Here is a 14,141-nt window from a genome sequence, read left to right on the forward strand (position 1 = left end):
CGCTTCTACGGGTTGTGTGCCGGCCGTAGCGCGGGGCGCCTGCCCGGCGGGGGGAGGGGGCGGTCCTCGGTGGGTGGTGGGTGCGGTGGCGGGGCCGGGGGTGGTGCCGAGGACTGCTCCGCTTTACGTCCTCGGCACCACCCCCGGCCCCGCCACCTCCCGTTGTACGCCGTCTGCCGGACCGCTTCCTCGGAGAAAGAGGGAGGGAAAAGAAGAACAGACTCGGGGTCAGCTATGGCCCAGGTCTTCGGGTGGGGTGGTGTCCTCCACGGAGCCGCCGGTGGGGGCGGGGCGGAGGGTGAGGGGGTCGATGATCGTTTCGTCGATGACCGGGGCCGGGGGGCGGGGCGGGGCGGGCATGACGGCCGCTTCGGAGTGGCCGCCGCAGCCGTAGGAGAGGGAGACGACGCGGCCGTCGGCGGGGGAGAACTCGTTGGCGCAGACGCCGAACGCCTGGCGCAGGGAGCCGGCGAGCGGGGTGAGGAAGCCGCAGGAGACGCAGGTGGCGGGGGCCGCCTGGGCCATCGCGGTGCGGGCGCCGAACGCTTCGTCCCAGCGGTCGGCGGCCTCGTGCAGGCCGTAGCGGGACAGGACGCGGGCGCGGCGCATGCCCAGCTCGTCGGCGAGGGAGGTGAGGTCGCCGCGGGCGGGGACGGGCTGGACGGCGGGCGAGCCGGGGACGACGTCGGCGTCCTCGGCGTCGGCGATCTCGGCGAGCTCCGCGGTCTCGGCGGGCAGGTCCTCGGTGAGGGCGGAGTTCGGCGGCGGGGCGTCCTCACCGGTGTAGCCGGGCTCCAGGCGCAGGTCGTCGGCGTCGGTGGGCAGCAGGTCGCCGGGGCCCATGTCGCCGGGGCGCAGCCGCTCGCTCCACGGCACCCACTCGGGGGCGAGGATCGCGTCCGGGCCGGGCAGCAGCACCGACTCGTCGAGGGTGACGACCTTGGCGCGGGAGGCGCGGGCGACGGTGACGGCCCAGCGCCAGCCGCGGTAGCCGGGCTCCTTGCAGGCGAAGAAGTGCGTGACGACGCGGTCACCGTCGGCGACGGCTTCCAGGTGCTCGCCGACCATGCCCGGCAGCGCGGTCTCCTCGGCCGCCGCACGGGCCAGGTCGACCGCCTCGGCGCACAGGCGGTCCGGGGTACGGCTTCGCATCGCAGCACTCACAAGAATCGATTCTCTCTTCCACGCCGTCTCACGAGTGCGCCAGCCGGAGCTGTCCTGTCCTTGTCCGGACGACCGGCGGGGCGGGGCGGGCGGAGCGGACCTGGGGACCGCGTCGACGTCCGCGCCCGATCGCTTGGGTCGAGCGCACCTCTCACGACCCATTCTGAGGGATCGCGCAAAGGCGCGCGGCCATGGACGACCGCCGGTGGCGCGCTACACACGCTACCCCTTCGGCCGCGGACGACCCCTCGGCGGGAGCGGCAAATGCGATCACCGGGTGCCGGGGCGGCACCCCCGGGGAGTCCGAGGTGCCGCCGCCTCGCACGACAAGCCCGGGAAACCAGCCGATAGCTGACCAATTCGGGCAGTATGGCCGGATGGCTGCCGCACGGGCGTCGAAGGGGCCGGGAGGCTCGCGGTTCTCGCGCGCGTCGACCCGGAGCGGGATGCGGCGCGACCGGGTCCGCCGGGCGGGCCGGTCCGCCGGGCGGTCGCTGCACCGCCCGTTCACCGGCGCCGCCCGGGGCGTCCGGCGCGCCACCCACGCCCAGGGCGCGGGCGAGACGGGCCTGGGCAAACTCATCGAGCTGCACGCGGTGAACTCCGCGGGCGACATGCTGATCACCATCGCGCTGGCCTCCACGGTCTTCTTCTCCGTACCGACCGATCAGGCGCGGGGCCGGGTGGCGCTGTACCTCGCCGTCACGATGGCGCCGTTCGCGCTGCTGGCGCCGGTGGTCGGGCCGCTGCTGGACCGGGTGCCGCACGGGCGGCGGGCCGCGATGGCCGCCGCGATGCTGGCGCGGGCGGTGCTGGCGCTGACGATGTCGGGCGCGGTCGCCGGCGGCGGTCTGGAGCTGTATCCGGCGGCGCTGGGCGTGCTGGTGGCGTCGAAGGCGTACGGCGTGGTGCGCAGCGCGGTGGTGCCGCGGCTGCTGCCTCCGCGCATCTCGCTGGTCAAGGCCAATTCGCGGGTGACGCTCGCCGGGCTGCTGGCGACCGCGGTGGCCGCGCCGGCCGGCGCCGGGCTGCATCTGATCGGTCCGATGTGGCCGCTCTTCGGGGCGTTCCTGGTGTTCTGCGGCGGCGCCTTCCTGTCGTTCACGCTGCCGCACACGGTCGACTCGGGGAAGGGTGAGGCCCGCGCGCTGCTGGCGTCCGGGGAGTCCACCGGGCGCGGACGGCGGCCGGGGCTGCGGACCGTCGGCCCGTCGGTGCTGCACGGGCTCCAGGCCAACGCCGCGCTCCGCGCCCTGTCCGGCCTGCTGACGTTCTTCCTCGCGTTCCTGCTGCGCGAGCAGCCGCTGGACGGGCTGGGCGCCGCGGCATCGCTGGGGCTGGTCGCGGTCGCGGCGGGCGGCGGCAACGCGCTCGGCACCGCGGTCGGCGCCTGGCTGCGGGCGCGCGGCCCGGAGCGGATCGTCGCCGGGGTGCTGGGCGTCGCCCTGGCCGCGGCGGTGGCGGCGGCGGTCGGGTACGAGCCGCTGCCGCTGGTGGTCGTCCCGGCGCTGGCGGCCACCGCGGGGATCTGCCAGGCGCTGGGCAAGCTGTCGCTGGACGCGATGATCCAGCGCGACGTCCCGGAGACGGTCCGCACCTCCGCGTTCGCCCGCTCGGAGACGGTGGTGCAGTTGTCCTGGGTGCTCGGCGGCGCGATCGGCATCGCCCTGCCCCTCGTCGGCGAGGCCGGCATGGTCGTGGCCGCCGCCCTGGTGGCGCTCGGCGCGCTGATCTCCGTACGGGGCCTGCTGGCCGCGGCCCGGCACGGCGGACGGGCGGGAGCGCGGGTGCGGTGAGGCGCGGCCCGCCCGGGTCCGGTGAGAGGCCGGGGCCGCCCGGGTCCGGTGAGAGGCCGGGCCGCGCGGGCGGATTTGCGAGGCCGGGGTCCGCAGGGGGCGGGCCGCGGATGCGGGGCGTACGGCATACGGGGCGCGGCGGGGCGCCGGGCTCCGGACGCGGCGGTACGGGCCACGGGCCGGGCCGCCGGACACGCGCGGCGGCCTCCGCCGGGCCCGGACAGCAGCGCCCCTCGGGCGCGGGCGGCGTTCCCACCGGACCCGGTGGCCGCCTCCCTCGGCTACGGACACGGTCCCCACCAGGGACGGCCTCCCCCTCCGCCGGGTACGGGCGGCGCTCCCGGGTGCCGGGCCCGGCGCTGCGCAAGCGGGCGGCGTGGGGCGGCACGCCGTACCCGGGCGTGGTGAGCGCCGGGGCGCCAGATAGCCTGCCCGTCATGACCGCTGCGTTGATCTCCTGGGGCAAGGGCCGCCGTGCCGCTGCCGCCATCGGTGCCGTGTCCCTGGGCCTCATCACCCTCTCCGCCTGTGAGAAGCCGACCGACCTGGCGACCGTGACCGTCGGCTCCACGACCGTCACCGCCGAGGCCACGCCCGGCTGCGACGGCGACGGCAAGCTGCTGAGCAAGAAGCAGGTCGAGACCTGCATCTCCAAGAACGGCGGCAAGACCATCACCGTGCACCCCGGTGAGAAGGTCCGCGTCGGCGTGGCGCCGGACGTCGCCGACTCCGGCTGGATCGTCATCGGCGGCGGCCCCGTGATGCGTGAGCCCAGCAAGGAGACGTACCGCTCCTTCGACGCGGACACCCTCTTCATGCAGCAGAACCCGCAGACCGGCCAGACCAGCTACAGCAAGTCGGTCACGCTCCAGGTCGCGGAGCTGGGCAACGGCCAGGGCCCGAAGACCATGTGGCACTTCACCCTGAAGCAGAAGGACTGAGCGCGCTGACCGGGGGCGCCCGCCGGACGGGCCGTCCGGCGCGGACGCTCGTCGTCACGGCGGTCGCCGCCGAACGCGACGCGGTGTGTGCCGCGGGCGGCCCGTACACCCCGCACACCCTGCCCGGCGGCCTCGCGCTGCACCGCGGCACGGGCACCGGCCCCGTCCTCGACGTCCTGGCCGCCGGCGTCGGTCCGGCGGCGGCCGCCGCCGGGACGGCCACCGCACTGACCGCCGCCGCGCTGGACGGCGCGCCGTACTCCCTGGTGATCTCCGCCGGGATCGGCGGCGGCTTCGCGCCCGCCGCCCCGCTGGGCTCGGTGGTCGTCGCGGACGCGCTCACCGCCGCCGACCTGGGCGCCGAGACGCCCGAAGGCTTCCTGCCGGTGACGGAGCTGGGCTTCGGGACGGTCACGCACCACCCGGACCCGGCGCTGGTGCGGGCCGTCGCCGCCGCCTGCGGGGCGCACACCGGCCCGGTGCTGACGGTGTCGACGGTGACCGGCTCCGCGGCCCGCGCGGCGGAGCTGACGGCGCGCCACCCCGGCGCGCTGGCGGAGGCCATGGAGGGCTTCGGGGTCGCCGAGGCGGCCGTGGCCCACGGGGCGGGCGTGCTGGAGATCCGTACGGTCTCCAACGCGGTCGGCCCCCGCGACCGGGCGGCTTGGCGCATCGGCCCGGCGCTCACCGCGCTGACCGGCGCGTTCGCGGCACTGCCCGCCGCACTGCGCGCCCTGTGACACCCCGGCCCGGCCACCGCGCCGGGCCCGTTCGCGAGGAGGACCCGTGACCCGGCCGCTGGACATCGCCTATTCGCCGTGCCCCAACGACACCTTCGTCTTCGACGCCTGGGCGCACGGCCGCGTCCCCGGCGCACCCGAGCTGTCGGTGACCTTCGCCGACATCGACATCACCAACGGCATGGCCGAGCGCGGTGAGTTCGACGTCCTGAAGGTCTCGTACGCGGTGCTGCCATGGGTCCTTCAGGAGTACGCGCTGCTGCCGTGCGGCGGGGCGCTGGGCCGCGGCTGCGGGCCGCTGGTGCTGACCCGCGAGGGCGGCGACGCGGCGGGGCTCGCCGGGAAGACGGTGGCGGTACCCAGCGAGCGGTCCACCGCGTATCTGCTCTTCCGGCTCTGGGCGGCGGCGGAGGTGCCCGGCGGTGTCGGGAAGATCGTGGTGCTGCCGTTCCACGAGATCATGCCGGCGGTCCGGGACGGCAAGGTCGACGCGGGCCTGGTCATCCACGAGGCCCGCTTCACCTACGGGAACTACGGCCTGACCTGCCTCGCCGACATGGGCGAGCACTGGGAGCGCACCACCGGCCTGCCGATCCCGCTGGGCGCGATCATCGCGAAGCGGTCACTGGGCGAGGAGACGCTGCGCCGCCTGGCGGACGCGGCGCGGACGTCGGTGCGGATGGCGTGGGACGACCCGCAGGCGTCGCGTCCGTACGTCCTCGAACACGCCCAGGAGATGGATCCGGCCGTCGCCGACCAGCACATCGGGCTGTACGTGAACGAGTTCACCGCCGACCTCGGCGAGCACGGCTACGCGGCGGTGCGGGGGCTGCTGACGCGCGCGGCGGCCGAGGGGCTGGTGCCGCCCCTCGGCCCGGACGCGCTGGCGTTCGTCTGATCCGGCCGGCCCGGCGCCCTGCGGGAAGGCCCGCGCCCGGCGGGTCCTGACGGACCGGCCGGGCGCGGGCCTTGCCAGGGCGCGGAGCCCGGCGGCGCGGGTCAGACGTCGAGCTGATCGGCGACCGCGCGGAGCATTCCGGCGATCTTGGCGCCGTGCGCCTTCTCGGGGTAGCGCCCGCGCTCCAACTGCTGGGTGACGTTCTCCAGCAGGGTGGTCAGGTCCTGCACGATCGAGGCGAGTTCATCGGGCTTGCGGCGCTGGGCCGCGGCCACCGAGGGCGCCGGGTCGAGGATCGTCACGGAAAGTGCCTGGTCGCCGCGTTGCCCCGCCACGACGCCGAATTCGACGCGCTGGCCCGGCTTGAGTGCGTCCACGCCGTCGGGCAGCACCGACGAGTGCACGAAGACGTCACCGCCGTCGTCGCGGGAGAGAAAGCCGAAGCCCTTCTCGCTGTTGAACCACTTGACCTTGCCGGTAGGCACGTCTGTCCTCGTCCTCGTACTCGTGGGAAAATGCGGGCTGACTGCTCGGAAAATGCCGAATGTGCGGAAATTACGGAAACGCTGCCGGAAAAACTGGTCTGGATAGCAGTGCAGCGGGTCACCCGGACCCGCCGTCACCAAGGCTAATGCTCCCGGCCACGGTGACAAGACGTACCGGGCGGTTCCTCGGAGTTCGTGGCCCGGACTTACCCTGGTCAGGTGTCTGACGAAACGCCCCGGGACGGGGATCTGCTGGTCCGAATCGGCGCGATCGTGTTCCTCATTGGCGCACTGGCCACTTTGGCCACGATGACGCCGCTGTTCATCGGTGCCGAGCCGCTGCCTTCGGTTTTCTACTGGGTGTGCATGCTGATGGGCGTGGGCTTCCTGATCGCCGGGGCGGGCGTGGTGCGCTCCGTTCTCGGCCAGCGCCGCCGGGCTCAGGCGGACGCGGCGTCGCCCGCGAGGTAGCCCGCGAACCACTCCGGGAACGCGGTGAGGTCGTCGAGGACGACATCCGCTCCGGCGGCGCGCAGCTCCAGCGCGTCGCACGGCCCGGAGGCCACCGCGACCGACAGCGCGCCCGCGGTCCGCGCGCCGCGCACATCGCCGGTGTGGTCGCCGACGTAGACGGTGGCGCCGTGTGCGCGCAGCGCCTCCGCCTTGGCCTCCGCCCACAGCGAGCCGGCGAGGATGTCGACCTCCAGGCCCAGGTGGTCGAGGTGGAGCTTGGCGCTGGGCTCGTACTTCGCGGTGACCACGAGTGTGCGGCCGCCGGCGGCGTGGACCGCGGCCAGCGCCTCGCGGGCGCCGGGCAGCGCGGGCGTCGGCCCGATCGCGTACCTCGGGTACAGCTCCCGGTACACCTCGCTGACCTCGCCGATCCGCTCCTCGGGGAACCACTGGCGTATCTCCTGCTCCAGCGGCGGGCCCAGGCGGGTGATCGCGAGGTCGGCGTCGACGTACACGCCGGTGCGGGCGGACAGCTCCTGGTAGGCGGCCTTGATGCCGGGGCGGGAGTCGATCAGCGTCATGTCGAGATCGAAGCCGACGGTCGGGGCGGGCAGCCGCGCGGCGGTCGGGTCGGTGGGGGCGGTCTTGGCAGCCATGCCCTCCATTGTGCCGGGGACCGCTGACAGCCGATGGGGCCGCCCGGCCGGGCCCGGCCCGGCCCCGGGTCGTACCCTTAGCCTTGCCTTACCTAAGAGCGTGCCCCTGGGGCCGGTGGTCCGCCGCCCGACCCGGGGGCGCGTGCTGCGCCCGGATATCTCGAAATGGACCCGATGTCAGCCGACCAGGCAAGCAGCCCCCGGAGCACCGCCGCGCGCCCCGGCCCGTCCGGCCCCGGGGCCGCGCGATGAGCCGGATACGCGGGCGGCGGCTCGTCCTGACGCTGGCGGCGGTGGCGGCGTTGCTGCTGGCCGTCCTGTTCTCGCTCGCCGTCGGCAGCCGCGCGTTCTCCCCGTCCGAGGTGATCGGCGCGCTGGTGCACGGCGGGGACGGTGACGCCGCGCAGGTGGTGCGCTATCTGCGGCTGCCGCGGACGCTGATCGGCCTGATGGTCGGGGCGGCGCTGGCGATGGCCGGGACGGTGCTCCAGGGCATCACCCGCAATCCGATCGCCGATCCCGGCATCCTCGGCATCAGCCAGGGCTCGTCGGTCGGTGTGGTGCTGGCGATCTCGCTGTTCGGGGTGCACACGCTCACCGGGTACGTCTGGTTCGCGTTCACGGGCGCGGCCCTCGCCTCCGTCGTGGTGTACGCCATCGCCACCCGGGGGCGGGGCGGGGCGACGCCGGTGAAGCTGGCGCTGGCCGGGGCGGCGATCAACGCGCTGCTGGTGTCGGTGACGATGGCGGTGCTGACGACGCAGGCGGCGGCGCTGGACGAGTTCCGGTTCTGGCAGGTCGGTTCGCTGACCGGCCGGGACAGTGCGGTCGCCGCCCAGATCTGGCCGTTCCTGCTGGTCGGCGCGGTGCTGGTGCTGTCGGTCGCGCGCGGTCTGGACGCCCTGGCGCTGGGTGAGGACGTCGCCCGGGGGCTGGGCCAGAAGGTCGCGGTCGTACGGATCGTCGGCGGGCTCGGCGCGACGGTGCTGACCGGCGCGGGCGTCGCCGCGGCCGGTCCGATCGCGTTCGTCGGGCTGGCGGTGCCGCATCTGGCGCGCGCGGTGGTCGGCGGCGATCACCGCTGGGTGCTGCCGATGGCGGCGCTGCTCGGCCCGGTGATCGTGCTGGTGTCGGACACCGTCGGGCGGATCGTCTTCCCGCCGTCGGAGGTGCCCGCGGGTGTGATGACGGCGCTGATCGGTGTGCCGTTCCTGGTGACCCTCGTCCGGCGGAAGGCGGTGGCGGCATGAGCGCCCCCACGACCCGTGCGGCGGGCCCCGCGCGGCCGGCCCGCGGGCACCGTCCGGCCGGTTACGCCGTGGTGGGCGGCGGCCGTGTCTCGTTCCTGGTGCACCGCCGGGCGGCGGTCGTCGCCGTGCTGCTGGCGGCGCTGCTGGCCGGGGTGTGCCTGGCGTATCTCTGTGTCGGTGAGGACTTCGTCGCGCCGTCCGATGTGCTGGACGTGATCCTGGGGCGCCCGTCGTCGCAGGAGCTGGTGGTCGGGACGCTGCGGCTGCCGCGGATGACCGTGGGGCTGCTGGTCGGCGCGGCGTTCGGCATCGCGGGCGGGCTGATCCAGACGGTCGCCCGCAACCCGCTGGCCAGCCCGGACATCATCGGCGTGACGCAGGGCGCGGGCGCGCTGACGGTCGGCGCGATGACGCTGGGGATCACCTCGTACACCGTGCTGCCGTACCTGTCGGTGGCCGGCGGGCTGCTGGCGGCGGGCCTGGTGTACGTCTTCGCGTGGCGCGGCGGGCTGCACGCGACGCGCTTCGTGCTGATCGGTATCGGCTTCGCGGTGGCGCTCCGTTCGGTGATCCAGCTTTTCCTGACGAAGGGCGACTACCTGGTCGCGCAGCAGGCGCAGGTGTGGATGACGGGGTCGCTGAACGGCCGGGGCTGGGCGGAGGCGGCGCCGCTGGGCTGGGCGTTGCTGGCGTTGCTGCCCGCGGTGCTGTGGGCGGCGCGGGCGCAGCGGACGGTGTCGATGGACGACGCCACCGCGACGGCGCTGGGCGTCCGGCTGGGCCGCACCCGGCTGGGCCTGGTGGCGCTGGGTGTGGTGCTGGCGTCGATGGCGACGGGGGCGGCGGGCCCGGTGGACTTCGTGGCGCTGCTGGCGCCGCAGATCGCCCGGCGGCTGACCCGTACCGCGCAGATCCCGCTGCTGTGTTCGGCGCTGCTGGGCGCGGCGATCGTGGTGGGCGGCGATCTGCTGGCCCGCAAGCTGTTCGCGCCGACGGAGCTGCCGGTGGGTGTGCTGACCGCCGCGGTCGGCGCGCCGTATCTGATCTGGCTGATCATCCGGGGCCACCGCACCCGTAGCCGGGCGGCGGGCCGTGGCCGCGCCGGGATCCGTAGCCGTGCCGCAGGAGGAGAAGCGTGACCGAGACCGGCGCAACCGCCGCCCCCGCGACCGAGGGGCCCGCCCCGAGCCGGCTGACGGCGCGGGAGCTGACGCTGGCGTACGAGGACCGTACGGTCGTCGACGGGCTGGATCTGGACGTGCCGCAGGGCGCGGTCACCGTCGTCGTGGGGCCGAACGCCTGCGGGAAGTCGACGCTGCTGCGCGCTCTGGGGCGGCTGCTGCGGCCGCGGCGCGGCGCGGTCTTCCTGGACGGCGCGGATCTGGCGCGGATCCCGACGAAGCAGATCGCCCGGTCGCTGGGGCTGCTGCCGCAGACGCCCGTCGCACCCGAGGCGATCACCGTCGCCGACCTCGTCGCGCGCGGCCGCCAGCCGCATCAGCACTGGTGGCAGCAGTGGTCGGCGGAGGACGAGCGGGCGGTGACGGAGGCGATGGAGCGCACCGACGTCGCGCAGCTCGCCGAACGCGCCGTCGATGAACTCTCCGGCGGCCAGCGGCAGCGGGTGTGGATCGCGATGGCGCTGGCCCAGGAGACCGATCTGCTCCTCCTGGACGAGCCGACGACGTATCTGGACATCGCCCACCAGGTCGAGGTGCTGGACCTGGTGCGCCAGCTCAACCACGAGCGGGGCCGCACGGTCGTCGCCGTGCTGCACGACCTGAACCAGGCCGCCCGGTACGCCGATCACCTGGTGGCGATGCGCGCCGGCCGGGTGGTGGCCGAGGGCCCGCCCGGGGAGGTGGTCACCGCGGAGCTGGTACGCGAGGTCTTCGGCCTGGAGGCGGTCGTCATCCCGGACCCGGTGACGGGCTCTCCGCTGGTGGTACCGGGGCAGCCGTGGGCGAAGGGTGAGAGCTCCGGGGGCGCGGCTTCCGGGGCCGGGGCTTCCCGGAGGCGTGAGGTCTCCGGGGGCTGAGGCGGGGCCGCCGGGCCTGACGGGCCGGTGGGGCGCTGCGGGCTGTGGTTCGGGGCCGTTCCGGCCTGTACCGTCCGCTCGCGTACGGGGTGCCCCGGCGCTCCGTGCGGCTGTCGCCGTTCCAGCCGCACGGGGCAGGGTTGTCCCACCCCGTACGGGCGCGTCCCGTCCGTTCCCTTCGTACGGGGCCGCCGTTCCACCCGTACGGGATGGCTCCGTTCCAGCCTTACGGGGCGGTGCCGTCCCACCCGTAAGGGATGGCGTCGTTCCACCCGTAGGGGAGAGCGTCGTTCCACCCGTACGGGCAGCGTCCGTTCCACCTGTACAGCCGTTCCGGCCTCTCTTCCCGTACGAGATGAATACGAGTGAAAGGGCATCCCATGAGTCGTCACCTCGCCCGTCGTGCCGTCGCCCGTCGGGTCAGCCGTGGGACGTGGCCGCGTCCCGTCCGTTCCACCGCGATCGCCGTGGCCGGGACGGTCGTCGCCTCCCTCACGCTCGCCGCCTGCGGGAGCGGCGGGTCCGGCGGCGATGACGGCGGGTCCCTCAAGGCCGCCGCCTGTCCGAAGCAGCCGGTGACGCACTGGGCGCAGCCGTCCTCGGGCGGCGGTCCGCACAAGGTCGCCACGGCGATGGGGGAGGTCGAGGTGCCGGCCGCGCCGAAGCGGGTGGTGGTCCTGGACACCGCGGAGCTGGACTCCGCCCTCACCCTCGGGGTCGAGCCGGTCGGCGCCACCCGCTCCGACGCCGCTTCGGGCTTCCTCGACTACCTGCCGAAGGACAAGGTCGCCGGGATCAAGGACGTCGGCAGGATCGGCGCCCCGAACCTGGAGGCCGTCGCCGCCCTCAAGCCCGATCTGATCCTCACCAGCAAGGTCCGCGACGGCCGCAGTTACCAGCAGCTCACCCGCATCGCGCCGACGGTGATGACCGAGACCACCGGCTACCCGTGGAAGCAGAACTTCGCCGTCCACGCGGCGGCGCTGGGCCGGATCCCGCAGGCCAAGAAGGCCGTCGCGGCGTACGAGGCACACGCCCGGCAGGTCACCGCGGCGCTCGGCGGACCGGCGAAGGCGAAGGCGTTGCGGACCAACGTCGTCCGCTTCGTCGAGGGCGCCGACACCCGCGTCTACGGCTGCCAGAGCTACATCGGCACCGTCCTCGACGACCTCGGCACCGGCCCGACGGACGTCGTCAACGGCGCCAAGGACGGCCTGATGACGGAGTTGAGCGCCGAGCAGATGAACCGCGCCGACGCCGACGCCGTCTTCTACGCGAGCTACGGCTCCCCGGAGAAGTCGAAGGAAGCGCAGGTCACCAGTGGTCCGCTGTGGAAGAACCTGCACGCGGTGAAGGACGGCCGCGCCTTCCGCGTGGACGACCAGCTCTGGATCCAGGGCATCGGCTACACCGCCGCCGACAAGATCCTCGACGAGGTACGGGCACGCCTGGCGAAGGGGTGAAGCGTTCCGGGGAGGAGAGGGCCGCCCGGGGCGTCCCGGGGGGGCGTTCGCGGAACGCATTCCGGGAGGTGACCGGGAATGCGGGGTCCCGTTCCCGGAACGCGTTCCGGGCGGGCGTCGCCGGAACACGTTCCTGGACTGCGTGGCGGGTGGCAGTGGCCCGTTCGGTCTCCCCTATGGGAAGCGCCGTACGGGGATCCCGTAGGGGAGGCGAGTCCGTAGGGCAGGTGAGTCCGTAGGGGACGTCCCGTGAGGGGGCCCGGCACGGCAGATCCCGCGAGGGCGAACGCCCCCTACGGGGCAGCCCTGTGAGGAGTGGTCAGCCGCGGCGGGCCCGGCCCGTCAGCGGGCCCAGCGCCGCATCCGCCACACCAGGAACACCGCCGAGGCGACGGCGGCGACGCGGACCAGGACCGGCAGACCGTCGAGGAGCGCGGCGCCCATCTTCCCGGAGGCGATCGGGTCACCCCACCGGCCGGTGGCACGGCCCCACATCCATACGGCCGCGCCGCCCGCCAGCACACCGGGCACGCCGAGCGCCGCGAACTTCGCCTCGGCGGTGGTCAGACGGCGCGAGAGGAACGTCACCGCCCAGCCCGCGGCCAGCGCGAGCCAGCTCCCGAGGACCGCACCGGCCAGCAGCAACACCACGGCGAGCGTCACCACGGGGCTGAGCCGGGCCCGGGCGCGCGCGGGCGCCTCCTCGGCCGCCGGTTCCGGGGCGGGCGTCTCCGGGGCGGGCGCCGCCTTCTTCCGGCCGAGGGCGCGGCGCAGCAGCCCCGGCAGCGGACGGCCCCCGGCTTCCTCACCGGCGCCCTCCCCCGGCGTACCGTCCGCCGCGTCCGCCGCCTTCTCCGCGTCGTCCTGTTCCCCGGGCCGCTTCCAGATCTCCGGGATCTCGATACCGCCGACGAACCCGGGCACCGTCTCGCCCACGCCCGTCGGCTCCGGGCGGGGCAGCCACCAGTCCGCGTCGCCGTCGCCCAGTTCGTCGGCGCCGGCCAGGTGCGGCGGTGCGGCGCCCCCGGGCGGCAGCGTGAACCGGGGCCCCGCCGCGTCCGCCGGCTCCCCGGAAGCCGCGCCCCGGGCGCCCTTCTTGAACAGCCCGGACCACTGCCCGGCCCGCGCCCCGTCCCGCGGCGGCGGCACCTTCCCCGGCGCCCCCGCCGGCCCGGACTTCCCGAGCGGCACCGGCCGCCCCAGCCCTCCTCGCGCGCCGTCCTCGCCCTGCGCACCCGTCCTGCCCGCGAGCCCGCCGAGCGCGGCGGGACCGCCGAGCCACCCGCGTACGCCACGGGAGGTGGCCGACGCGGAGCCGGTGCCCTCACCGGTCCCGTCCGGACCGGACGGAGTACCGGACGGAGCGGCGCCGGATGTCCGCGTTCCACCCTCCGCGCCATCCGGTGAGGCGGGGTGGGACGGGGCCGGCGGATCGGCCGGCTCGGACGCGTCGGCGGGGCCGGGCGGGGTGGGCCGCCCGGTGGCTCCCGGAGCCCCGGCGGGTCCGGCCGTCCCGGGCCCGCCCGACGGGCCGGAAGAGGCACGCTTCCCGGACAGGCCGGAGGAGGCGGGCGGTTCGGACGCGCCCAGCGGTGCGGCGGGCCCGGTGGCCCCCGTCGGCGGAACGGGTGGAACGCCCGGGGGCGAGGCGGGCGCCGGGTCGGCCGGACCCGGTGGCACGAGCGGCCCCGACGGCACGACCGGGGCCGACGGCCTGTCAGGCACCGGCGCCTCGGGCCCCGTCGGCGACCGCCCGGCCTCCGGCCCCGGCCGCGCGGCCGCCCGCGTCCGAGGGCTGTCCGTCCCGGCGTCCGCCTCCGCCGCCGACACCACCGCCTCCGGGGTGCCCAGCCGGGACAGCACCCGTTTCACCTGGGAGACCGACGGGGACTTCTGGCCCGCGATCCTGGCCGTGGCCTCGGTCCGCAGATCGGCCACCAGCCGCATCCGCACCGACGAGGGCAGGCCCCGCTGCTGGGCCAGGTCGCCGACCCGGCTCAGATAGTCAAAAACGAGCTGATCGCTCTCGATCCCCACGAAATCCCCTGCGGCGTCCGCTGGTTACTGCCCCGACCGTACCGCCTCCCCTCCGGGGCACACCGGGGGCGGCGCGTACGGCCCCGGATACGGGAACGTCCCGCAGGGCGCCCGGCCCCTACGGGAGCCACGGCCGAACTCAGGGCACCCCGGCGGCCGGAGGGCCCGCCCCCTACGGGTCCCCCTGATCCCGGAGTCCGGGGCGCGCGGCGGGTGCGTA

General features: G+C 75.3%; 13 protein-coding genes. 9 read left to right on the forward strand and 4 right to left on the reverse strand.

What is annotated here, in order from left to right; genetic code table 11:
* Positions 1 to 228: 228 nt before the first annotated feature.
* A complete protein-coding gene (locus ACGH2B_RS09830; RefSeq protein WP_399087099.1) occupies positions 229 to 1,152 on the reverse strand; it encodes a DUF3027 domain-containing protein in 924 nt (307 codons plus the stop codon).
* A gap of 389 nt (positions 1,153 to 1,541) precedes the next feature.
* On the opposite strand from ACGH2B_RS09830, the gene ACGH2B_RS09835 reads away from it, so the two are divergent.
* The 4 genes from ACGH2B_RS09835 to ACGH2B_RS09850 all read left to right on the forward strand — a co-directional run bounded on the left by ACGH2B_RS09835 (position 1,542) and on the right by ACGH2B_RS09850 (position 5,539).
* Complete coding sequence (locus tag ACGH2B_RS09835; protein WP_399087101.1) at positions 1,542 to 2,960, forward strand: MFS transporter; 1,419 nt, start codon at positions 1,542 to 1,544, stop codon at positions 2,958 to 2,960.
* A gap of 437 nt (positions 2,961 to 3,397) precedes the next feature.
* A complete protein-coding gene (locus ACGH2B_RS09840; protein WP_399087103.1) occupies positions 3,398 to 3,901 on the forward strand; it encodes a hypothetical protein in 504 nt (167 codons plus the stop codon).
* A 5-nt stretch (positions 3,902 to 3,906) separates the two neighbouring features.
* Complete coding sequence (locus ACGH2B_RS09845; protein WP_399096885.1) at positions 3,907 to 4,641, forward strand: futalosine hydrolase; 735 nt, start codon at positions 3,907 to 3,909, stop codon at positions 4,639 to 4,641.
* Positions 4,642 to 4,687: 46 nt separating this feature from the next.
* Positions 4,688 to 5,539: a 1,4-dihydroxy-6-naphthoate synthase gene (locus ACGH2B_RS09850; RefSeq protein ID WP_399087105.1), complete on the forward strand. Its 852-nt coding sequence runs from the start codon at positions 4,688 to 4,690 to the stop codon at positions 5,537 to 5,539.
* Positions 5,540 to 5,640: 101 nt separating this feature from the next.
* On the opposite strand, the gene ACGH2B_RS09855 is transcribed toward ACGH2B_RS09850, so the two are convergent.
* The gene (locus ACGH2B_RS09855; RefSeq protein ID WP_143942785.1) at positions 5,641 to 6,024 is read right to left on the reverse strand and encodes a cold-shock protein; all 384 of its coding nucleotides are present in this window, start codon (positions 6,022 to 6,024) and stop codon (positions 5,641 to 5,643) included.
* A 219-nt stretch (positions 6,025 to 6,243) separates the two neighbouring features.
* On the opposite strand from ACGH2B_RS09855, the gene ACGH2B_RS09860 reads away from it, so the two are divergent.
* Positions 6,244 to 6,495, forward strand: a complete 252-nt coding sequence (locus tag ACGH2B_RS09860; protein ID WP_399087107.1) for a hypothetical protein — start codon at positions 6,244 to 6,246, stop codon at positions 6,493 to 6,495.
* Here ACGH2B_RS09860 and ACGH2B_RS09865 read toward each other — a convergent pair.
* Positions 6,465 to 7,133: an HAD family hydrolase gene (locus tag ACGH2B_RS09865; protein ID WP_399087109.1), complete on the reverse strand. Its 669-nt coding sequence runs from the start codon at positions 7,131 to 7,133 to the stop codon at positions 6,465 to 6,467. The two genes, ACGH2B_RS09860 and ACGH2B_RS09865, sit on opposite strands and share 31 nt — an antisense overlap.
* A gap of 248 nt (positions 7,134 to 7,381) precedes the next feature.
* On the opposite strand from ACGH2B_RS09865, the gene ACGH2B_RS09870 reads away from it, so the two are divergent.
* The 4 genes from ACGH2B_RS09870 (at position 7,382) to ACGH2B_RS09885 (ending at position 11,884) form a co-directional block, all read left to right on the forward strand.
* Positions 7,382 to 8,383: a FecCD family ABC transporter permease gene (locus tag ACGH2B_RS09870; protein ID WP_399087111.1), complete on the forward strand. Its 1,002-nt coding sequence runs from the start codon at positions 7,382 to 7,384 to the stop codon at positions 8,381 to 8,383.
* Complete coding sequence (locus ACGH2B_RS09875) at positions 8,380 to 9,522, forward strand: FecCD family ABC transporter permease (RefSeq protein WP_399087113.1); 1,143 nt, start codon at positions 8,380 to 8,382, stop codon at positions 9,520 to 9,522. Before ACGH2B_RS09870 ends, ACGH2B_RS09875 begins: the two co-directional genes overlap by 4 nt.
* On the forward strand, positions 9,519 to 10,421 hold the full coding sequence (locus ACGH2B_RS09880) for an ABC transporter ATP-binding protein (RefSeq protein WP_399087115.1): 903 nt from the start codon (positions 9,519 to 9,521) through the stop codon (positions 10,419 to 10,421). Before ACGH2B_RS09875 ends, ACGH2B_RS09880 begins: the two co-directional genes overlap by 4 nt.
* Positions 10,422 to 10,801: 380 nt before the next feature.
* Positions 10,802 to 11,884 carry an ABC transporter substrate-binding protein gene (locus tag ACGH2B_RS09885; RefSeq protein ID WP_399087117.1) on the forward strand — a complete coding sequence of 361 codons (1,083 nt, stop codon included), beginning with the start codon at positions 10,802 to 10,804 and terminating at the stop codon, positions 11,882 to 11,884.
* A 342-nt stretch (positions 11,885 to 12,226) separates the two neighbouring features.
* On the opposite strand, the gene ACGH2B_RS09890 is transcribed toward ACGH2B_RS09885, so the two are convergent.
* Positions 12,227 to 13,921 carry a hypothetical protein gene (locus tag ACGH2B_RS09890; RefSeq protein WP_399087119.1) on the reverse strand — a complete coding sequence of 565 codons (1,695 nt, stop codon included), beginning with the start codon at positions 13,919 to 13,921 and terminating at the stop codon, positions 12,227 to 12,229.
* Between the last annotated feature and the right edge of the window lie 220 nt (positions 13,922 to 14,141).

The organism is Streptomyces sp. BBFR2, assembly GCF_044497305.1.
In the GTDB taxonomy this organism is placed as follows: domain Bacteria; phylum Actinomycetota; class Actinomycetes; order Streptomycetales; family Streptomycetaceae; genus Streptomyces.